The organism is Fischerella thermalis PCC 7521 (assembly GCF_000317225.1).
Lineage (GTDB): Bacteria > Cyanobacteriota > Cyanobacteriia > Cyanobacteriales > Nostocaceae > Fischerella > Fischerella thermalis.
This window is the reverse complement of the sequence record NZ_AJLL01000027.1, coordinates 1-20852: the sequence shown is the minus strand read 5'-3', so window position 1 is coordinate 20852 and position 20852 is coordinate 1. Positions and strand designations below refer to the sequence as shown.

Genomic DNA, 20852 nt, shown 5'->3' with positions numbered 1-20852 from the left:
AAAAATCAAAATAAATGATATCTTGTGTTGCTGACAGTTAGACAACATCAGCTTTAGACATTAGATGAGCTTGGTTCATTATTTGGTTATCAGTGATCAGTTTTGTTAATTGAGTAACTTCCTCAAGTATAGTTTTGAGGGAGTTTTTACTGTTCACTGATAACTTTTGACTAAATTTAGCCAACTTTAGCTATCTCAACATGTTCAATCTTTGTACCAAGTACCTTCAGAAACTCTGCTAACCAACGAGGATGGGCTGGCCAAGCGGGTGCAGTCACCAAGTTACCATCAACTATTGCCTCATCAGCTGGAATCTCGACATAATGACCACCTGCACGGTGTACATCCGGTCCACAAGCAGGATAAGCAGTACAACTCTTTCCTACTAACACATCTGCTGCTGCTAGTAATTGTAAACCGTGACATATAGCAGCTATTGGTTTGTTTGCTTGGGCAAAGTGACGAGTAATTTCTAACACCTTTTGATGCAAACGGATGTACTCTGGTGCGCGTCCTCCAGGGATGACTAGAGCATCGTAAGTGTCAGGATTTACTTCATCAAAAGTGGCATTTAAAGTAAAGTTGTGACCTGGTTTTTCACTATAAGTTTGATCTCCCTCAAAGTCATGAACAGCAGTTCGCACCTTTTCGCCTGCTTGTTTGTTGGGACAAACTGCATGAACAGTATGTCCTACCATTTGTAGTGCTTGAAAGGGAACCATAACTTCGTAGTCTTCTACATAATCCCCAACGAGCATTAAAATTTTCTTGGCAGCCATATTTTATATCCTCCCTTGTATGGTAAAAAATAATTTCACAAGCACCTATATGATTTTCATGTCCTGGTGTCTTTGTATTATCAAATACTTTATATCAAAAACTTTGCTTCAGTAAAACTTCCAAGATTTTTTATAACAAATTAAATTCCTTCAAAGCCGGTAAAAAGTTTTTATTCTCATGATGAGAACGGCTCAATTTAATTAGGGCAAAACGCTGTAAATCAGTTAGAGTTGACCAGTGTTCAGTGGTAATAGTAACACCCATTTTTTGAGCTTTTTCATACACACTAGTTGGTACAGTAGTGGTATCCATCCAAGCTGGATGAGATTCAACAGGTAACTCAGCTACAGGCATACCAGTGCGTTGTAAAATCAAATCTTGAATGTATTTCCGATAGGCTTGAATGTCAGATTCTGTAGTGCAAGGTAGTTCAACAAGTTGTTGACGCTCTACTTGAGTCATGTGATTCCAATCTGATAACTTCAGTTTGATACCACAGGTATCGAGCTTACAACGTACCTGCATTGGGATACAACGCAGAGAGTCAACAAAATCCGATTCAAACTGAAAAAATTCTGCTGCCATAATTAACTTTGAGCAAAACCAAAGAACAATAAAAGATCATTACTGTAGGGATAAAAAGCTTTGCGCCCTACCCTATATTTAATTTTTGCTAGTCGTTTTACGAACTATCCAATAACTAATTGAAAGGGCAAGTAAAGCAATACCTAAACCGATGATATCAATTCCTGAAACTTTTTCTAGATCTAAAATAATAATTTTACGCGCGACGGCAATTAAAGAAGTTACAATCACTAATTCTACTTGTAAAACATGTTTTTTGAGATAACCTGTGATATTTTCAAGAATTTCTAAAGCAATCAAAATATTTAAAAATAAGCCGAAAATTGTAAATAAAGTTTTGTTAAATTTACCGTATGGCGTATCAAATAATTCTTTTAATAAAAAAATACCTAAGTCAAATACAGCTACAAAAATTACTACCACCATCATCACAGAGAGAATTTTTGATACAAGCACCTCTATATTTTCAATCAGGTGCATAAAGTTTTCATCTTGTCCTGTTTCCCGAATGCGCTTAAACAGTTTTCTCATCTGCCACACCCTCTGCTAGATAATCGGTGATAGCAATTACATAACTTGGTTATGATTCCAGGGTCAACCCCTTGGGGAAAATAATACTAATTTGAATTCAAAGATATTACCTGCCCAATGGATAAGAAAATTCATAAAAGTCAGCCCAACGCTTACTACTAGCTAGTTATCTTCGTTGTGGCTTTTTTTAGTAGCAATAAGATTGTTTTGAGCAGATATTATCGCTCAGCCGAAATAATAACTGATATCTTGCACTAGATTTTCACAGCGCCAATAAATAAATTTATTTTTCACCACAAAGACACGAAGACACGAAGAAAACTTATTGTCTGCGATGGCACTATTATGAGGATCACTAACCACTAACTAATTCCTCTATTGCACTAGCATCAGTTGGCAAAGCATCTGTTAGGATTTCTCTACCATTGTTTGTAACTAAAATATCATCTTCAATGCGGATACCACGTACATCAGCAAACTGAGATAAGCGTTCCCAGTTAACTGTGTATTGGTAGGTGGAACGTACTTTTTGATCATTGATAATCGCTGGGATTTGATAAAAACCAGGCTCAATTGTTACTAACATACCTGTCTGCAAAGGACGATTTAAACGCAAATAGCTTAGACCAAAGCGATCGCTCCTTTTTCTTCCTGGTTCATATCCGGCTAAATCGCCCAAGTCTTCCATATCATGGACATCTAAACCCAGTAAATGACCAATACCATGGGGAAAAAATAAGGAATGGACATCCCTTGATACTAAATTTTCGGCATCTCCTCGCAAAATGCCTAAATCTACTAAACCTTGAGTGATAATGGTACATGCCAACAGATGAATATCTCGGTATTCTACACCAGGCTGCACCCGGGCAATACAAGTATCATGGGCTGCCAAGACTACATCATAAATATCTCGTTGGGTAGATGAAAATTTTCCACTTACAGGCCAGGTACGAGTGACATCACTAGCCCAACCCATTTCTGTTTCAGCACCGACATCGGCAAGTAATAAGTCACCTGGTTGTAGGGGGTGGTGATATTGTTCGTTATGAAGAATTTCGCCGTGAACAGTGACGATACTTTGGTAGGCAGTAGTCATGTTGTGGGCAATGATGACTTTTTCCATAGCTGCGCGTACTTCTGCTTCTATTTTGGCGCTAGTTGTTGCAGCCATACCTGCTTTATGTGCCTCAATGGTAACAGCAGCAGCTTTTCGCAATTCGGCTAAGGCTCCTTGATCGTGGATGAGACGTAAATCGATAATGGCTTGGGCTAATTCTAAATCAATGCCTTGCAGTTGGTTTTGTGGCAGTACCCATCTATTCAACAGTTGTGATTGTTGTGTCCAAGTGGCTGGATCTTGGACAGGAATTGTTGCTGCTCCTTCTAGGTGTAGCTGTAATTCTGCCATGGGATAGGCTGCATCTGCCCCGATTTGAGTGGCTATTTCTTCTCGACTGGGCATTTCACCATGCCAAAGGGCGTTACTAGGGGTGGGATCATCCATGAATAGTTCCAGTTTGCCTGCTTCGAGGCGAATAGCGGCATTTGGTAGAGGTAATCCTGTAAAGTAGAGAAAATGGCTGCTAGCCCGGAAAGGAAAAACATTGGCTGGAAAATTGCGTGGACTGCTGTTTCCTGACCAAAGAATTGCAGGAAAATCAATGTGGCTAGCTAATTTTTGTCTGCGCTGGCGTAGGGTCTCGATCAGGGAAATGCAGGTATTATGGGTGAGCATGGCACAGTTCTCAGTTATCAGTTTCATTATTTATGTGATGAGTGGTGATTGTAAAATCAATTTTTAGCGAAAATACACTCTAAAACAAAGGATTTTATAACCCGAGTTAAATCCTCATAAAATCACTTGTATAATGCGAGGGTTGTATGAAACAAAAAGAAAATTTATTTGTAATCGTGCTGAGTATGGCAGTGGGATTATCATCCCTTGTTTTTATTAGCACTTGGTTGTTTGATCAGTATTTGCCTTCGATCACAACCACGAAAAACTACTCGACAAAAGAAACGATTAAGAAATTAATAGTTTCGGGTAATGATTTCAGTGGCTACAGTACTTTCCGTGGTCAGGCTTTCCAGAAAACTCTTAAAGAAGTTGGATTAGAAGATGTACGTTATCAACAGGAATTAAGTTTTAGTAAATTGGCAGAGCGCCTGAATCAGGGAAAAGTTGATATTATACTGACAACACTCGACCAGTTTCTTGTCAATCCAACTAAGGGGAAAATAGTTGGCTTGATTGATACAACTGTTGGGGCTGATGCGGTAGTCCTGAATACGAAAAAATATCCCAATCTAAAATCTTTAATAGATCTACCTCAACTGATCCAACAAGCAAATACCAAAGGACAGCAGTTGAGTATTGCTTTTGCAGGTGATACTCCGAGTGAGTATCTAGCAATGGTTCTGAGTAGTAAATTTGAAGCATTCAAGTTATCAGATTTCCAACTTAAGAAAGTAGCGGATGCTGGTGAAGCTTGGAAATTGTTGCAAGACCCGAATGAAAATGTTGCGATCGCCATTGTTTGGGAACCTTATGTGAGTCAGGCTCGGCAACAAGGGTATACAGTAGTTTTATCTAGCAAGGATGCCCCAGGCACAATTATTGATGTGATCGTTGCCAGCGATCGCCTTGTGCAATCTCAGCCTGGGGTTATCGAACAATTTTTATCGGCTTACTATCGGGAGATGGATGCCAATATACGTGATGCTTCACGCTTGCAAACAGAAATAGCTGCTGTGAGCAATCTATCTCCTAGAGAAGCAGTAATTGCCATTAGAGGTATCGATTTTTTCACCTCTTTAGAAGCCCAAAAATGGCTCACAGACGGCACACTTAATAAAAAAATCCGCTCAACTGCGGCAGTGCTAACATTAGCAGGAAAACGGAAAGAACTTCCCTTGAGTTCAGAGAGTTTATACAAGTCTGAATTAATTGCCAAGGCTGCACAAAATACAAAAAATCTGATTGATGAAGTCCGTTCTGACAATCCAGACTTAGCGAAGAAGCTTGAAGGTCAGGAGATGGCTTCGATTCCCAATTTAAACCAGAACCAAATTGGAACTGCCCCTAATATTGGTAACTTGCGATTGCGAGGAGAGGTCAAATTCAAGACAGATTCCGCACTACTGACCAATGAAGCTCGTCTGACCCTAGATAAACTAGCTCAGGAAATTGGAGATTTCAACGAACAAACAGTTGCACTACGAGTCATTGGTCATACTTCTGCGACTGGCGATCCTGAAGCTAATCAAAAGCTAAGTCAACAAAGGGCAGAGGAAGTAGTCCAATATTTACGTCAGCGTGGCTTGAACCATAATATCTTTGCTGAAGGCAAAGGTTCAAAAGAAGCCTTACCAGGATTATCCGGTGAAGATCGCCGTAATCAACGTACGGAAATTCGCTTAGTTCGTGTTGGTAATTAGTACACCGTTATATCAACACAAGCTAGGTAAAACAATTTATAATTGTGCTTTTCTTGGGCACGGTTTGCATCTACCTTTACTTAAGACACTACTCACCGAAACCGATGAAAGTGTTTACGTGCCTCCGCGGTTCATTATTTTACCCCTCAAACTTGTTTTGGTGAACCACTAGTAAATAATCAATGATTTTTTGTCTTTTTCACGCCAATATTCTCATAAGCTATTAATTAAGTGATAATTGTGGGTGTTTCCACTAAATTATATGAAACCACGTGCTTTACTAGCTTTATTTGTCATATTTTTAATCAGTTTGATTGTAACAGTTAGTTGCACTCGACAAACCACCACACCGACTACGAACACTGCAACGCCTGTAGTAACTACTCCCATAAAATTAGGTTTAAATATTTGGGCTGGGTTCTTTCCGTGGGAAGTAGCTAAAAAAGAAAAGCTGTTTGAAGCGAATAAAGTCAATGTAGATTTGAAGTGGTTTGATGCTTATTTGGACTCAATTAATGCTTTGAGAGCAGGTCAACTAGATGCAAACGGTCAAACGTTAAACGATGTGATCAGTTCCGTCGCAGCTGGCTCAGATCAAATTGTTGTTCTAACCATTGATAACTCAACTGGTAGCGACAAAGTAATTGTCCGCGAAGGCATTAATAGTATCGCTGATCTTAAAGGTAAAAAAGTTGCTGCTGAAGAAGGAACCGTTGACCACTTTCTCATACTTTTAGGATTAGCAAAGGCAGGTTTAACTCAGGCAGATATTGAATTTCGACCGCTAGAAACGGGTGCAGCAGCAGCAGCTTTTGTAGCAGGACAAGTTGATGCTGTCGGAGTATTTGCACCCTTTACCACAAAGGCTTTATCCCGTCCTGGGAGTAAAGAATTATTCAGTTCTAAAGACTTCCCTGGTGCAATTTCCGATCATTTAGTGGTTAGTCGCAAAACACTGAACGAGCGTCCTCAAGATGTTCAAGCTTTGGTAAATAGTTGGTTTGCAACCCTAGATTTTATCAGAGCTAATCCCCAAAAGTCTTATGAAATTATGGCGGAACGTGCCGGAGTTTCAGTCTCAGAATATAAAAATTTCTCATCAGGTGTGACACTGTTAGGACTGTCCGAGAATTTGAAAGCATTTCGCCCAGGTCAAGACATGACATCATTACAGTATGCTGCTGGAGAAATTAGCAATTTTCTTATTCAAACAGGTCTAGCTAAACAGGCGCCTGATCTGAGCAAATTATTTGACGATCGCTTTGTCAAGGCCTATGCTGCACAAAAAAAATCATAGCCAAAATAGCAAAGGTTTAAAAGAAATCTATTTTGGACATCTTCAAAAAATGTTGCCAGAATTTAGTTTTTGGCAGGTGGCTGAGGATATACCACAAAATCTGGCATGGACTTTAATGTTTTTGTCCATTGCTATTCCTTTTTTACTTTGGTGGGCAATAACTAGCACTGGTTTGATTTCACCGCTCTTTCTACCTTCTTTAGGTCAAGTTTTGGGTGCATTTCAAAGACTTTTAGCAACTGGGGATTTGCAAACGGATACCACCTTTAGTTTATTTCGAGTATCGGTTGGATTTTTACTGGTGGCCGTTGTTTCCGTGCCATTAGGGTTGTTGATGGGGGCTTTTGCTAGTATTCGAGCACTTCTTGAACCGATAATTGGTATTGTGCGCTACATGCCAGCTCCAGCGTTTATTCCCTTACTAATCTTGTATTTTGGTGTGGAAGAAACGTCAAAAATTATGCTGATTTTTATTGGTAATGTGTTCTTCAATATCCTGATGGTTATGGATGCGGTGAAGTTTGTACCCAAGGAGTTATTGGATACTACTTACACTTTGGGTGCAAACAAAAGACAGATTTTACTGCAAGTCATCTTTCCATTTATTCTCCCTACCGTGATTAATGCTTGTCGGGTAAATATGGCGGGGGCTTGGAACTTGGTGATTGTTTCTGAATTAGTGGCCGCGACAGAAGGGTTAGGTCGCCGGATTAGCGTTGCTCAAAGATTTCTCAAGACTGATGAAATTTTTGCAAGTTTGATTGTTATTGGCTTGATTGGTTTGGTGTTTGATTTATTGTTTCAATTGTTACTGCGTATAAGCTGTAAATGGGCTGTAGACTAATTAAATTTTTGCTGTTCAAGCTAGGGGAAAGGAAAGTGGAAGTTTACTACGGATATTTATGAAGTTCAATTTGGATCTGAAAAGAACTGCTTTAATCAGTATTGACTTTCAAACCTATGTCTTTACAGGTGGTTCTTTAGCAATAGTGGGAGCAGCAGAAGTATTACCTAAGGCGAAGCAAGTTCTTGTTGCTGCTCGACAAGCCAAACTGCCCATCATCCATACTCAGGAAGTTCATCGTAAACAAATGGTAGATTTTGGTCGAGAGTTAGATGGTGCAGAGCAAATTCATTGTTTGGAAACATGGCCTGGTACTGAAATTTATAAGGAACTCGCTCCCATAGAAGGAGAATTTGTAATTGTTAAACGCCGCTATAGTTGCTTTTTTAGCACGGATTTGGAGATTCTCTTGCGAGGGTTAAAAGTTGATACTTTGGTTTTTATGGGGACAATGACTAATGTTTGCGTTCACTATACAGCCGTAGATGCCCACCAGCGGGACTATTATTTTCATGTGATTGCAGATTGTTGTGCTGGCTCTGATTGGGAGGCTCACTGTTCTGCCCTCAAGGCTATGGAATACTTACAAGCAGGTGCTTGTATTTCACACACAGACTTCCTGAAGGCTACGATGTTTTCAGTTTAGAAAGGAGTTAAAGTATCGGATATCAGTACGAGCAGTTATCAGTTTTCATTACTGGCGAAACACTGTACTCATGTGTGTCGGGCTTTGCTTTCTGGGAAAATGGATAAATATTTTTGCGTCGGTACGTACTTAAATTGAATTGTTATTTGCGATCGCTTTCATGTTTGTGGCAAGTGTGGTTTGATTCACAAAGAAAATTAAGACGTTGGTCACAAACATTACGATGTTCTCTATGGATGAACCGATTTTTGTGATCAACGTTAATTTAGTAAGTACGAGCTCATTGTTAAATTATAGAAATGTCTCCTAAACCTAAAGCGCCAGTTAATCTTGTACAATCCTGTGACTGGCCGATTGAACAACTACCAGGATTATCTCAGCAAGAAGTATCTCAACTGCAAAATTGTGGTATTGCCACTACAAAAGCACTAATTGCACAAAGCCAAACTCTTCAGGCTAAAGTGAAACTCGCCAATAAACTGCAAATTCATCTTCAGTATGTCAATAAATGGGTAGCACTAGCCGATTTAGCCCGAATTCCTAGCGTTGGTACTCAGTATTGTGGACTGTTACTTCATGCTGGTGTCGGTTCTGTAGCCTTGCTGGCGACAATTCCCACTCACAGATTACACAAACAAATTTTGCGCTTGCAAGTGGCGACGATGCAAAGGCGAGATTTATGTCCTGCTGTTGAACAAGTACAGCAGTGGATTCAACAAGCTCAAGCGATCACCTAATCTTTAGCTAACACACCATTGAGGAAAATATCAGCAAGTCCTTCTGCCATTTGCTGCATTTGTTGAGGGGAAGCATCAGGTTCCATCAGGGTATTGTGAGAAAAACCTGCGATCGCAAACATTCCCAAGAAGACTTTTGCTACTAATTTGGCATCCATTTGGCGATAAATGCCTTTATCCATGGCCGTTTGGAAAAACGCTTCGGCAACATCAGTCATTTTGTCAATCACTTCTGACTGGATGCGATCGCGTAAATCTGGGTGAAATTGTGCCTCCATAAAACACACCCGCATCAAGTCGGCACTTTTTTGCATGTTCCACATCCGGCGGCGCATTACCTGTGCTACAGCTTTATAACTGCCCATTTCACTTAATTCTGTCAGCAAATCGGTGAGAATCTCCACCCAGCCAGCAGTCGCTACCTCTACCAAAATGGCCTTTTTATTTGGAAAATGACGAAATAGCGTCCCTTCCGCGACTCCAGCAGCTTGTGCTAGGTCGCGGGTGGTGGTGCCATCAAATCCCTGGGAGGCAAACAAGCGCCGTGCTGCCTGTAAAATACGGCCACGGGTTTGTGCCTCTGATGGCGGAGGAGAATTAAAAACGCGCATAACAGTTATAGTGAAATATCCGGAACAGGACTCGTAGCATTATTGTCTTACGACAAGTACAAAAAAAACAGAAAGCTTAATACAAGATTAACGCTCTACTCGCAAGTACCCCGGGTTTTCAGTAACAAAACTTTACTTCTAATTTTGCTTATGAATCATGCCAATTTTGGATTGCCAATGTTGAAACACAAAGCAAGTCGTCTGATTGCCATTTTGCTTTTAGCATTGACTTTGTGGTGGGGATTATCACCAGAAGTTGCTTTCGCTAGAACTCAAGCTCCACCAGCCCAAAGCTCAATTCAACCCTATCTGGATCGAGTGATTAAGCATTTGACAGAGTTTCGCCTTGACAATGGGATGAAGTTTATTGTCTTGGAACGTCACCAAGCACCAGTTGTGTCTTTTCTTACCTATGCTGATGTCGGTGGTGTGGATGAGCCGGATAAAAAAACTGGTGTAGCACACTTTTTAGAACATTTAGCTTTTAAGGGTACGACGAGGATTGGTACAAAAGACTACGAAGCAGAAAAGCCCCTGCTAGACAAATTAGATCAACTAGCTGCCCAAATTGAAGCTGCCCAAGCTGCTGGCAAGAAAGAGGAAGTGGCTAAGTTGACAGCGCAATTTGAGCAAGTAGAAGCACAAGCAGCCAAACTTGTCAATCAAAATGAACTGGGACGAATTGTGGAACAGGCGGGAGGTGTAAATTTAAATGCTAATACCTCCACAGAAGCCACCCGTTATTTTTACAGCTTTCCTGCTAACAAGTTGGAATTGTGGATGTCGCTGGAATCAGAACGTTTTCTTGAGCCTGTATTCCGGGAGTTTTATAAAGAAAAAAATGTGATTTTGGAAGAACGACGCCTGCGGGTAGACAATTCTCCGATTGGAATGATGTTAGAAAAGTTTATCGATACAGCTTTCCAAGTCCACCCCTACAGGCGTCCAATTATTGGTTATGACGAAGATATACGCAACTTGACACGGGAAGATGTACAAAAGTTTTTCGATGCGTACTATGTGCCGAGTAATTTAACTATGGCTGTTGTGGGAGATGTTAACCCCAAGGAAGTTAAAAGACTAGCGCAAATCTACTTTGGGCGCTACAAAGCAAAACCCAAAGCTGTGGCAAAACTGCCAGTGGAACCACCACAGAAACAAACGCGGGAAGTAACAGTCAAGTTAAATTCTCAACCTTGGTACTTAGAAGGTTATCATCGTCCGGCACTTACCCATCCAGATGATGCTGTTTATGAAATTATTGCTAGTTTGCTGAGTGATGGACGGACATCACGTCTGTATAAATCTTTGGTGGAAAAACAGCAATTAGCACTTTCAGCCCAAGGTTTTAGTGGTTTTCCCGGAAACAAGTATCCGAATTTGATGTTATTTTATGCTCTCACGGCTCCGGGTCATACGGTTGATGAAGTCGCGATCGCTTTACGCCAGGAAATTGACAGACTCAAGACGGAACCCGTGTCAGCGATGGAATTAGATCGAGTCAAAACTAAAGCAAGGGCAGAATTGTTGCGATCCCTTGATTCTAACATGGGGATGGCGCAGCAGTTGTTGGAGTATGAGGTGAAAACTGGTTCTTGGCGAAACTTATTTAAGCAGTTGGAGCAATTGCAAGCTGTGAGCGCTGCGGATGTTCAGCGAGTAGCAAAGGCAACTTTTACATCCGAGAATCGCACCATTGGTAAATTGTTGTCACAACAGGGATGAGGAAAAAACAAGAGGTATGAAGAGGTATAAAAGAACAGGCAAAAAGCAGATGAAAATCCAAAGTTTTAAATTTAAGGGGTTGGTTTGTGCAGTAATTGCTGCTTTTGTCTCAGTACTTTTAACTGTTAATTTTTCTTGGGCGGCGACAGCAGCAAAGCACTATACAGAGCTAGAGTTTGCACCATTACCGGAAATTAAGTTGCCGAAGTATGAGCGGTATAAGTTGGATAACGGTATGGTGGTTTATCTGATGGAAAATCACGAATTACCGTTGGTGAATGGTGCGGCGTTGATTGGTACTGGCGATCGCTTTGAACCATCAGATAAAGTCGGCTTAGCTCAGATGGTAGGGACGGTAATGCGGACTGGAGGAACTCGTTCCCATACGCCAGATGAATTAAACCAGATGTTGGAACAGCGGGCAGCTTCAGTGGAGACTGATATTAATGAAACTAGTGGTAATGCTAGCTTTGAAGCGCTGAGTGAAGATGTCGAAACTGTGTTAGGGTTGTTTGCTGAGATCCTGCGTGAACCTGTTTTTGCTGAAGATAAACTAGCCTTAGCCAAGACACAAGAGCGGGGTAAGATTTCCCGGCGCAATGATGATCCCAATGAAATTGTCCGACGAGAATTTAAGAAATTAGTCTACGGTAAAGACAGTCCCTATGCCCGTACCACAGAGTATGAGACGTTGGCTAAAATTTCTCGTCCGGATTTAGTGAAATTTTACCAACAGTATTTCTATCCCAACAATATGATTTTGGGGATTGTGGGTGACTTTGATCCTAAAAAGATGAAATCCTTAATTCAAGACAAGTTTGGTGACTGGAAACCCAATCCCAATTTTACTAAACCCGAGTTACCACAGGTCACAGCCCAAGGAGGAGGGGTATTTTTTGTCAATCGACCACAGCTGACTCAGAGTAGCATTCTCATTGGTCATTTGGGAGGACAATTTAACAGTCCCGACTATCCAGCGTTGGATGTGTTGAATGGCGTTTTAAATGGTTTTGGTGGACGCTTATTTAATGAAGTGCGATCGCGTCAGGGTTTAGCTTACTCTGTATACGGTTACTGGAGTCCACGCTATGATTATCCTGGTATGTTCATTGCTGGTGGACAAACGCGATCTGATGCAACTGTACAATTTGTCAAGTCTTTGCAAACAGAAATACGACGCCTCCAAACTCAACCAATCACGCCCAAAGAATTAGCTTTTGCTAAAGAATCTACTCTCAATTCCTTTGTTTTCAATTTTGAAGACCCCGCCCAAACTTTATCGCGCTTGATGCGATATGAATATTATGGCTATCCCTCTGATTTTCTCTTCCGCTACCAAAAAGCAGTAGCAGCAACCACAGCAGCTGATGTGCAGAGAGTAGCACAGAAATATTTAAAACCAGATTCTTTAGTAACTTTGGTTGTGGGAAATCAAACAGCGATCAACCCACCATTGACACAATTAGCTAAACAAGTGACACCAATAGATGTGACTATTCCTGGTTCACCCCAAACACAAAGTTAAATTGATTAACTATCATGAAAACTCGGTTGATTTTATCAGCCGGGTTTTTCTATTTACTAATAAATATATTGTTTTTTAACCCAGAGTCTGTGTGCATCGCCTTGCACGGTGTACCCTGGACTGTAGACACTCCATGTCTACTACGATTTACAGTGAAAGTTTGTCTTGGTGTCTTGGTGTCTTGGTGGTGAAAAAGATTATCTTGAAACCACTAAGACACTAAGACACCAAGAGTACTAACACTAACTGTATTGGATTTTAAGATATAGCGGTTTGTATTTGGATGGGTAGAGAAAAGCGAACACTCATGGAACACATGATTAACACTGATAAAGTGTTAAAAATAATTTGGTTGAGATAGATTTTATAATAGTTAATATTGATATAATAAGTGGATATATTTAACTAAATATGATGCATCTAATCTATGGATTTTCTCACTATTTTAGGATTAGCTGCCGCTACGCTTACCACTAGCGCTTTCTTGCCACAAATGCTGAAGACTTGGCAATCAAAATCAGCAAAAGATGTTTCTTATACGATGTTGATTACTTTTATTATCGGTATTTTTTTATGGTTGTTATATGGAATTTTTCGTCAGGATTTGGCGATTATTTTAGCTAATTTTATAACTTTAATTTTTAACATGATAATTTTATGGCTTAAAATTAGATATGGATAAACATTTTATTTCTGAAATTATTGCCTGTGACATCATCTGTTTTTTCTGCCGAACGCTTTTTATTTACTCCTGCTACTCCTGAAACTAACGCTGTTTCCACAATCTTTGCCTTTCCCAATGAGTATACGGTAGGTATAACTAGTCTTGGCTATCAGGTAGTATGGGCGACTTTGGCTATGCGTGCAGATGTACAGGTGAGTCGCCTGTTTACTGATATGCATGAATCACTTCCCAAAGAACCAGAGTTATTCGGCTTTTCTGTTTCTTGGGAACTGGATTATGTGAATATTTTGAATTTACTGGAATTTTTAGAAGTTCCGATCCGCACGGCTGCTCGTGATGATCATCATCCCATTGTTTTTGGTGGTGGACCTGTCCTCACTGCTAACCCAGAACCCTTTGCAGATTTTTTTGATGTCATTCTTTTGGGAGATGGCGAAAATCTGCTTGGTAATTTTATTGATGCTTATAAAGCTGTGAGAAATGCTGACCGAAAAACTCAATTAAAAGCACTGGCACAAGTGTCAGGAATTTATGTTCCAAGTTTATATGAAGTTGAATATAATAGTGGCGATGGTGCAATTAAGTTTATTAGTCCAACTTCATCAGAAATTCCAACTGTAGTCCAAAAGCAAACTTATCGTGGCAACGTTTTATCAGCTTCAACGGTAGTCACCCAGAAGGCAGCTTGGGACAATATTTATATGGTAGAAGTGGTGAGAAGTTGTCCAGAAATGTGTCGTTTCTGTTTGGCAAGTTATCTCACTTTACCTTTTAGAACCGCGAGTATAGAAGAGTCATTAATCCCAGCGATTGAAAGAGGTTTAGCTGTGACAAATCGGCTGGGATTATTGGGTGCTTCAGTGACTCAACATCCTGAGTTTGAGAATTTATTAGATTATATTAGTCAACCAAAATACGATAATGTGCGGTTGAGTATTGCTTCGGTGCGAACTAATACTGTGACGGTAGAGTTAGCGCAAACTTTGGCGAAACGTGATACTAAATCTCTGACTATTGCTGTAGAAAGTGGTTCGGAAAGATTACGGCAAATCATTAATAAAAAGTTGCATAACGACGAGATCATCCAAGCAGCAGTAAATGCTAAAGCTGGCGGATTAACAGGTTTGAAACTCTACGGAATGGTAGGGGTTCCTGGGGAGGAAGCTGAGGATTTGGATGCTACTGTCGCAATGATGCGCGAGATCAAAAAAGCTGCTCCCGGTTTACGGTTAACATTGGGATGCAGTACCTTTGTACCTAAGTCGCATACGCCGTTTCAATGGTTTGGGGTGAATCGTCAAGCAGAAAAGCGGTTACAGTTATTACAAAAACAGCTCAAACCCCAAGGGATAGATTTTCGCCCGGAAAGTTACAATTGGTCCATAATTCAAGCTTTGATATCAAGGGGCGATCGCAGGTTATCACACTTACTGGAACTTACGCGCAACTTTGGGGATTCTCTGGGTAGCTACAAACGTGCTTTTAAGGAACTGAAAGGGAAACTACCTGACTTAGATTTCTATGTTCATGCTAATTGGTCAACTGAGCAAGTCTTACCTTGGCATCATTTACATGGGTCTTTACCACAGTCTACCCTGCAAAAGCATCTGGCAGAAGCTACAAGTCAGTTTAAACCATCTGAGCAATTGCTAACTGCTAACGGTTAATGATAAGAAAGTTATTCATTGGCAATTAGCAATCTAAATCTAAAATTGATAGATGCAAACTACAGCAGAGTTTTATTGTGCTTATTGTGGGGAAACAAATCTGACTTTTGTTGACTTGAGTGGAGGGGGACAACAATCTTATGTGGAAGATTGTCAGGTTTGCTGTCGTCCCAATATTTTATATATCCGTGTTGATGAAGAGACTCTGGATATTGAAATTGATACTGAATATGAAGGGTGAATTTGAGGTTGTTCCCAATGCTGGACTTTAAATACTCCTCAGTAATTGATGCACCGGTAGAGGTTGTGTGGCGATTTCATGAAAGACCAGATGTTTTACAAATGCTAACTCCACCTTGGCAACCTGTACAAGTCATGCGTCGTGAGGGAGGGTTGGGTGTGGGTGCTGTGACGGAATTTCGTCTTTTTCTCGGACCATTACCTTTGCGCTGGTTAGCACGTCATACCGAATACGAAGAATTTCATTTATTTACCGATGAACAAATATCTGGTCCCTTCGATTATTGGGTGCATCGGCATCGATTTGAACCGGAAAATGGTAAAACTAGGTTGACTGATGAAGTTTCTTTTTCTTTACCTGGTGGAGATCCAGTGGAATTTCTGGGTGGCTGGTTGGTGAATGTACAACTGGAAGCAATGTTTCGCTATCGCCATCACATCACCAGACGGGAGTGTGAGGGAAGATGAGGTGGGGAGGTGGGGAGGTGGGGAGTAGAGAAATAATTATTAACCACTAACTACTAACTACTAACCACTGTAGAGCATGGCACGTCTCTACAACAACTACCAATCAACAAACAACAATCAACCACTAACCATAACAATAACTTTATTTAAGAATTAGATTTTTAAAAAAATAAATAAGTCCAGGGCTTTTTGTTGTTCTGGACTTTTTTTTCGTAGGATAATAATTCCAGCTTTGCAACCGTTAAAACACTGAATGTTTCCAAGGTGATTTCATTTTCATTGAGTCCGCCAAGAATTAAGATTTTTGGCTTATAGTTCAACCCGTCTAAAGACAAGTCCAAAGTCTTTTAGTCTACTTAAGTAGACTTTAGTTATTAGCCGAGAAATTTATTTCTGGGCGGGATGAAAAGCTGGTGCAATATCCAAATCTACTGATATTTTAACGCCAATAACTAGTTGTTAATGGCAGTAGTTTTGCTGTTTAAAATTTTAAAAATATGAGTTTTTTACAATTCAGATTGTATCACAAAGGAAGTTTGAAGTTAGCCTTTGTCAGTCTCAGCTGCTTATTATTTTTCTCTCCTTTGGCAAAGACACAAGCAGAAATTAAAAAGGAATCTACATTAGTAAGTAACTTGAATCATTCCCTGATACAACTAACACAAAAACAAGTTTGTCCATCTGCACAATTACTACCGAAGCGAATTTTTGAGACAGATAAGTATTATGTTTATATTTGCAGAGGAGACGAAAAAAGCTCTTTAGGATATTACGTACAAATTTATAAAAATAGTGGCAGTAAAATTATTATTCCTATTAGTAATAAAGTAGGTGAAGCTTACTTTGCTAAAGATACTGGGGTAATATATACTGTTACACCCTATGAATTAGTAGTAACTAAATTTAGTAAACGTAATAGTCTTGTTTTGAGAGAAAAAGTTAATAATGCGATCGCAGCTGATGGTCAATCTTTAACGAAGGGTTGTCCTGAAGGTAATACTTCCTTTGTAGAAGCTGCAACCAAAAACTATATTGTGTATATTTGTGGTAGAGAAATGCCAGATACTTATATAGCTTTAACTAAGAATGGAACTAGTATAATTACTCTACCATTATTGTCAAACTACAATTCCTCTACGAAAGCAGAAGATAGTGAATATATTGCTATTAAAGGTAAAACTCGTTATCTTCTCAACCGGAAAATGCTGAGAGTTTCTCGTGATGGACGCAATTTAGTTAAGGAAAAAGTTTTATATTGGCATTAAGGATATAAAGGAAAAAATTCATATTGATTTGCAAATGTACGACTTGGTTGAATTTTCACCAAGACAATATCATTTTTATTTTTAATAGGGCGATCGCCTGATTGTAAAAACTGAATTTTTCCAGTTACACCATTAGCAGAAAATTTAGGATTACGCAAGACTTTTTGCAGTCCACTACGAGTTTTACTTTGCTGTAAACCATTAACTATAGCTATAGTTGCATCATAACTTGTAGCAGAACGCCAAGTTACTAAACTATTCCAAAGTTTCTGGGAGTTCTTAGCAAATTCACTTGCAAAATTTCTTCTCGCTTCCCAAGGAACAGCCAACACTAAGCCATTAATATCAGCTTTTCCTTGCTGGAGAGTTTGTAAGGTATATAGTGAAGTACTGGCAAATAATCTGAGTCTGCCTTGATTGGCTTTAGCTAAATCTAAAGCTTTACTAATTCTATCAATATGGGGAGCTAAAAATAAGCCATCAGCACCATTGCTAATTGCATCGACAATAATTTTATGAGGATCAAAATCTGGTGCAGAAAAATCACAGCTAATATTCACAATATTTCCACCACCGGCAATGGTAGCAGAAGCAAATTCATCGCGAAAAGATTGATTATCTATAGCTTTTTCATCTACACAAATAGCCAAGTTTTTTGTACCAGCAACATCGATCGCATAGTGAGAAACAGAATCAGCCAAAAAACGCAGATTGGGAGCAGTGCGAAATACATAGGAACCACACCCCGATAATTTTAGCGAAAAGCTAGTAGGAGAAATATTGACTAATTTCCCTTTTTGATAAATTTCACAGGCTGCTACAGAAGCATCGGAAGCATTATGAGCAATAACTGCTAGAATTTGCTTGTGGCTGACAAAATAGTTAGCAATTTTTCTGGCAATATCAGGATTGTTATCGTCATTTGCTATTTCTATCTGCAACAAATATCCTTGAATACCACCTTTATTATTAACTTCATCTTGAGCTTGAGCTACACCTTGAAGTATTTCTCTGGCAACATTGGGATTACTACCAATCGGGACACTGACGGCAATTTTTAAAACTTTGCCATGACGAGCAGCAAGGGCATTTTGTAAGTATATGCGTGTTTCGGGATCATTGGGCATATTTTGCAGAGATTTTTGAAGATATGCGATCGCCATCTCATATTTCTCTGTTGCAAAAGCTTGTATACCTGCTTTTTTCTCGCTACTGGGGTTTGTATCTTGAAATAAAATTTTGTCTCCCAAGCTAATACGATTAAAAACAGAGTCTTTCAGTACAAAACTATAGTTATTAGGATTTTGTACATCAGGTTTGACTTCCACTAACATCGCCGTACCGATGCGATCGCCCCAAGGTGAAAATTGTATAGTTCCCGTAGCACCTTCTAGAGCAAAATCACCAGATAAAGCTTGTTGGATACCTTCTCTGGTGTTATCTTTTTGGATTAGGGCTTGAGCGATCGCATTTGTAGCATCGTAGGCATTTGCTGTGCGCCAAGTGATAGAATTTGGATCATTCCAAAGTTTGTAGGCATCTTTGACAAAGTTTTTATTAGCAGAAGCGTCGGTATGCCAAGAAACAGCCATCACTAAACCTTTGACAGTTTTACCAGCCTTAAGAGTTTTTTGAGTTTGCATACTGTGACTGCCAAAAAGCATTAATTTGCCTTGATTAGCTTTAGCAATCTCTATAGCTTTGTCAATTCTGTCAACATGGGGATTGAGAAATATACTATTTGCTTGCACTTTGAGCGCACGTTCAATGGCAAATTCTGGCTGAAAATTCTTTGCTGCTAAATCGCAGTGAATATCAATTAACTGAATATCATTTTTACTCAGTGCTGAAGCTATTGCTGGTTCATAAGACTGATCTTTTGCTTGAGAATCACGACAGATAGCAACGCGAGTTTTGCCTTCTTTTTTTGCATACTCGGCTAAAGTTTCAGCAATGACATCATTTCTAATTACAGTTCTGTAGATATAACTCCCAGCAGATCGGTTTTCGGGGTTAGTTACCAATGGAGAAGTACTAGTTGGTGAAATCATCACCAATTTTCCTGCTTGATAAATATTAGCAGCAGGGACGCTAGCATCACTACTGTTATGTCCGATTACTGCTAAGATATTTTGACTCTGAACAAATCTGTGAGCAACCCTTTGAGCAATAGTAGGATTGTTATCATCGTTGGCTATTTCAACTTTAAGTAACTTACCATCAATACCACCTCTACGGTTAATTTCATCTTGAGCTTGTGCTACACCCCGCAAAATTTCCTGGGCGACATCAGGATTCGTACCAATGGGAACTGCAACTGCGATCGTCAATTTTTCTTGATTGCCGATCTTGGCATTATTCAAATATATTAATGATTCCGGATCATTAGATTTTTGTTTTAAAGAAAGTTTGAATTTACTAACTGCTTGATTATAATTTTTCCATGATAATGCTTGCACTCCTTGCTTTTTATAGTCAGTCGAAACTGTTTTCACTAAAATTTTATTGCCATCACTAAACCGATTACGGAAATTAATGTCATCAACTCCACGCCACAAAACTGCACCAATACACCCCAGCGAAACTGTGACAATAACTGCTCGGTAAGCCTTTTCTTTCCAGTTCATAATTCGGGGATATTTTAGTTCCGTTGCGGCTGGATTCTGAAAAATTACAGGTAGCCAAGAAGCACAAGGGTAGTCCCTTTCCCACTCCTCATATAGGCGTTCCCGTGCTTGATTTACAGACGCATATAAAGATTCACCACTAGTAAATGCAGTCAGAAAATATTTCAAAAACTCCTGAGCAATAATATCAGGTACAGGTTCTCGCATCACTATTGTGTAAGGAATGCGTAAATCAGCTAAATTGCGTGCTAATCCCAATCCATCACAAGAGTTAAAAATTGCCAATTTTAATCCCTGTCTGACTGCATGTCTAAGAGAGTAACGTAAATTTCGTAATGATAAATAACTCTCGTCGGCATTAATTTGAATTTCTCCCCAACAGTCACCCTCTTTACTGATACTATGTCCGGCAAAAAATAAAATATCCCAAGGTTGAGTTCTCAAATTTTCAATTAGTTGACGGCGTGTAGGTTCTATTAATGCTTTAACTTTTGCACCTGGTAAATTTTTGAGAAAATATAAATCTTGCTCGAGATTAATCTCCTGGTTACTACCTAAAATTGCCAAAACTTTGACTGGTATTTGCAGTTGCTTTGTTGATGGTTCGTATTCTGAACTAATGACTATTTCTGCTTGGGGATGGCTAGTAGAGAAAAAACCCCACAAATGCCAAGGTAATCTCCGCAGTAATGAATCTTGAGTCTGTAAAATAAACCGAACATCTTCAGAATTTCCAATTTGTCTTGATAATTGTCGCTCTATTTCTAAAACAGGCGCTTGATTTAACCAAGCATTAAAACTATCTTGAAATGCTTGAGCAGCTTGATTACAAGCATCTTTACTAGAAAAGTTTGTAATCTGATTTTTAGGAATAATAATCAACCAATTTGCTGGCAATTTTTCATAAATAGATTGCCATGTAGTGTATATTGTTGGAAATTCTGGTGCAGGTGGTAATCTCCCGATAATCTCAGCAGTATGAGGCTTACCAGCTTGACCAATTCTCACTTTGACAGGAAATCCCCTCTCAAAAGAACCCTCTCCTATTTCAAAAATGACTTGTTTAACCTGCTTAACCACATTTACCACCACTTTAACTTAATATTTAATGTAAAATCATGGCTAGAAATCACCACTCAAGAGCTAACGAATAATCCATCTGTGTCCATCTGTGTCCA

General features: G+C 39.5%; 18 protein-coding genes. 12 read left to right on the top strand and 6 right to left on the bottom strand.

All coding sequences use genetic code 11. The features are described 5' to 3' along the window. Window positions 1-176: 176 nt before the first annotated feature. The 4 genes from UYK_RS0106125 to UYK_RS0106110 all read right to left on the bottom strand — a co-directional run bounded on the left by UYK_RS0106125 (window position 177) and on the right by UYK_RS0106110 (window position 3634). On the bottom strand, window positions 177-779 hold the full coding sequence (locus UYK_RS0106125; RefSeq protein ID WP_009458536.1) for a DJ-1/PfpI family protein: 603 nt from the start codon (window positions 777-779) through the stop codon (window positions 177-179). A 130-nt stretch (window positions 780-909) separates the two neighbouring features. Next, window positions 910-1365, bottom strand: coding sequence for a nitrate reductase associated protein (locus UYK_RS0106120; protein ID WP_009458535.1), 456 nt, complete (start codon window positions 1363-1365; stop codon window positions 910-912). A gap of 78 nt (window positions 1366-1443) precedes the next feature. Beyond that, complete coding sequence (locus tag UYK_RS0106115; protein WP_009458534.1) at window positions 1444-1896, bottom strand: phosphate-starvation-inducible PsiE family protein; 453 nt, start codon at window positions 1894-1896, stop codon at window positions 1444-1446. Window positions 1897-2251: 355 nt separating this feature from the next. Further along, complete coding sequence (locus UYK_RS0106110) at window positions 2252-3634, bottom strand: aminopeptidase P family protein (protein WP_016871092.1); 1383 nt, start codon at window positions 3632-3634, stop codon at window positions 2252-2254. A gap of 146 nt (window positions 3635-3780) precedes the next feature. Between UYK_RS0106110 and UYK_RS0106105 the strand changes: the two genes are divergently transcribed. From UYK_RS0106105 to UYK_RS0106085, 5 genes are all read left to right on the top strand, one after another. Continuing rightward, window positions 3781-5337: a phosphate ABC transporter substrate-binding/OmpA family protein gene (locus UYK_RS0106105; RefSeq protein WP_009458531.1), complete on the top strand. Its 1557-nt coding sequence runs from the start codon at window positions 3781-3783 to the stop codon at window positions 5335-5337. A gap of 262 nt (window positions 5338-5599) precedes the next feature. Further along, window positions 5600-6634 (top strand): ABC transporter substrate-binding protein, encoded by a 1035-nt coding sequence (locus UYK_RS0106100; protein WP_009458530.1) that lies wholly within the window; start codon window positions 5600-5602, stop codon window positions 6632-6634. A gap of 49 nt (window positions 6635-6683) precedes the next feature. Next, window positions 6684-7478 (top strand): ABC transporter permease, encoded by a 795-nt coding sequence (locus UYK_RS0106095; protein ID WP_331250536.1) that lies wholly within the window; start codon window positions 6684-6686, stop codon window positions 7476-7478. A 58-nt stretch (window positions 7479-7536) separates the two neighbouring features. Next, window positions 7537-8124, top strand: a complete 588-nt coding sequence (locus UYK_RS0106090) for a cysteine hydrolase family protein (protein ID WP_009458515.1) — start codon at window positions 7537-7539, stop codon at window positions 8122-8124. 299 nt (window positions 8125-8423) lie between these two features. Further along, window positions 8424-8861 (top strand): DUF4332 domain-containing protein, encoded by a 438-nt coding sequence (locus UYK_RS0106085; protein WP_016871091.1) that lies wholly within the window; start codon window positions 8424-8426, stop codon window positions 8859-8861. On the opposite strand, the gene UYK_RS0106080 is transcribed toward UYK_RS0106085, so the two are convergent. Then, entirely contained in the window at window positions 8858-9472 is a 615-nt protein-coding gene (locus UYK_RS0106080) for a TetR/AcrR family transcriptional regulator (protein ID WP_009458512.1), read from the bottom strand. The genes UYK_RS0106085 and UYK_RS0106080 overlap by 4 nt on opposite strands. Before the next feature lie 150 nt (window positions 9473-9622). On the opposite strand from UYK_RS0106080, the gene UYK_RS0106075 reads away from it, so the two are divergent. From UYK_RS0106075 to UYK_RS0106040, 7 genes are all read left to right on the top strand, one after another. Further along, entirely contained in the window at window positions 9623-11197 is a 1575-nt protein-coding gene (locus UYK_RS0106075; RefSeq protein ID WP_016871090.1) for a M16 family metallopeptidase, read from the top strand. A 49-nt stretch (window positions 11198-11246) separates the two neighbouring features. Continuing rightward, window positions 11247-12722, top strand: a complete 1476-nt coding sequence (locus UYK_RS0106070; RefSeq protein ID WP_009458508.1) for a M16 family metallopeptidase — start codon at window positions 11247-11249, stop codon at window positions 12720-12722. A gap of 427 nt (window positions 12723-13149) precedes the next feature. Continuing rightward, complete coding sequence (locus tag UYK_RS0106065; RefSeq protein ID WP_009458507.1) at window positions 13150-13404, top strand: SemiSWEET transporter; 255 nt, start codon at window positions 13150-13152, stop codon at window positions 13402-13404. Between the two features lie 26 nt (window positions 13405-13430). Next, window positions 13431-15074 (top strand): B12-binding domain-containing radical SAM protein, encoded by a 1644-nt coding sequence (locus UYK_RS0106060; protein WP_009458506.1) that lies wholly within the window; start codon window positions 13431-13433, stop codon window positions 15072-15074. A 52-nt stretch (window positions 15075-15126) separates the two neighbouring features. Continuing rightward, on the top strand, window positions 15127-15315 hold the full coding sequence (locus UYK_RS0106055) for a CPXCG motif-containing cysteine-rich protein (RefSeq protein ID WP_009458505.1): 189 nt from the start codon (window positions 15127-15129) through the stop codon (window positions 15313-15315). A 17-nt stretch (window positions 15316-15332) separates the two neighbouring features. Next, window positions 15333-15782 (top strand): SRPBCC family protein, encoded by a 450-nt coding sequence (locus UYK_RS0106050; protein WP_009458504.1) that lies wholly within the window; start codon window positions 15333-15335, stop codon window positions 15780-15782. A gap of 497 nt (window positions 15783-16279) precedes the next feature. Continuing rightward, window positions 16280-17047: a hypothetical protein gene (locus UYK_RS0106040; protein ID WP_016871088.1), complete on the top strand. Its 768-nt coding sequence runs from the start codon at window positions 16280-16282 to the stop codon at window positions 17045-17047. Here UYK_RS0106040 and UYK_RS0106035 read toward each other — a convergent pair. Next, window positions 17044-20754 (bottom strand): ABC transporter substrate-binding protein, encoded by a 3711-nt coding sequence (locus UYK_RS0106035; RefSeq protein ID WP_009458502.1) that lies wholly within the window; start codon window positions 20752-20754, stop codon window positions 17044-17046. The two genes, UYK_RS0106040 and UYK_RS0106035, sit on opposite strands and share 4 nt — an antisense overlap. Window positions 20755-20852: the final 98 nt, after the last annotated feature.

Excerpts from the sequence above, each read along its gene's own strand:
- UYK_RS0106125 (WP_009458536.1), bottom strand. The coding sequence starts at position 779 with ATGGCTGCCAAGAAAATTTTAATGCTCGTTGGGGATTATGTAGAAGAC.
- UYK_RS0106120 (WP_009458535.1), bottom strand. The coding sequence starts at position 1,365 with ATGGCAGCAGAATTTTTTCAGTTTGAATCGGATTTTGTTGACTCTCTG.
- UYK_RS0106115 (WP_009458534.1), bottom strand. The coding sequence starts at position 1,896 with ATGAGAAAACTGTTTAAGCGCATTCGGGAAACAGGACAAGATGAAAAC.
- UYK_RS0106110 (WP_016871092.1), bottom strand. The coding sequence starts at position 3,634 with ATGCTCACCCATAATACCTGCATTTCCCTGATCGAGACCCTACGCCAG.
- UYK_RS0106105 (WP_009458531.1), top strand. The coding sequence starts at position 3,781 with ATGAAACAAAAAGAAAATTTATTTGTAATCGTGCTGAGTATGGCAGTG.
- UYK_RS0106100 (WP_009458530.1), top strand. The coding sequence starts at position 5,600 with ATGAAACCACGTGCTTTACTAGCTTTATTTGTCATATTTTTAATCAGT.
- UYK_RS0106095 (WP_331250536.1), top strand. The coding sequence starts at position 6,684 with ATGTTGCCAGAATTTAGTTTTTGGCAGGTGGCTGAGGATATACCACAA.
- UYK_RS0106090 (WP_009458515.1), top strand. The coding sequence starts at position 7,537 with ATGAAGTTCAATTTGGATCTGAAAAGAACTGCTTTAATCAGTATTGAC.
- UYK_RS0106085 (WP_016871091.1), top strand. The coding sequence starts at position 8,424 with ATGTCTCCTAAACCTAAAGCGCCAGTTAATCTTGTACAATCCTGTGAC.
- UYK_RS0106080 (WP_009458512.1), bottom strand. The coding sequence starts at position 9,472 with ATGCGCGTTTTTAATTCTCCTCCGCCATCAGAGGCACAAACCCGTGGC.
- UYK_RS0106075 (WP_016871090.1), top strand. The coding sequence starts at position 9,623 with ATGAATCATGCCAATTTTGGATTGCCAATGTTGAAACACAAAGCAAGT.
- UYK_RS0106070 (WP_009458508.1), top strand. The coding sequence starts at position 11,247 with ATGAAAATCCAAAGTTTTAAATTTAAGGGGTTGGTTTGTGCAGTAATT.
- UYK_RS0106065 (WP_009458507.1), top strand. The coding sequence starts at position 13,150 with ATGGATTTTCTCACTATTTTAGGATTAGCTGCCGCTACGCTTACCACT.
- UYK_RS0106055 (WP_009458505.1), top strand. The coding sequence starts at position 15,127 with ATGCAAACTACAGCAGAGTTTTATTGTGCTTATTGTGGGGAAACAAAT.
- UYK_RS0106050 (WP_009458504.1), top strand. The coding sequence starts at position 15,333 with ATGCTGGACTTTAAATACTCCTCAGTAATTGATGCACCGGTAGAGGTT.
- UYK_RS0106040 (WP_016871088.1), top strand. The coding sequence starts at position 16,280 with ATGAGTTTTTTACAATTCAGATTGTATCACAAAGGAAGTTTGAAGTTA.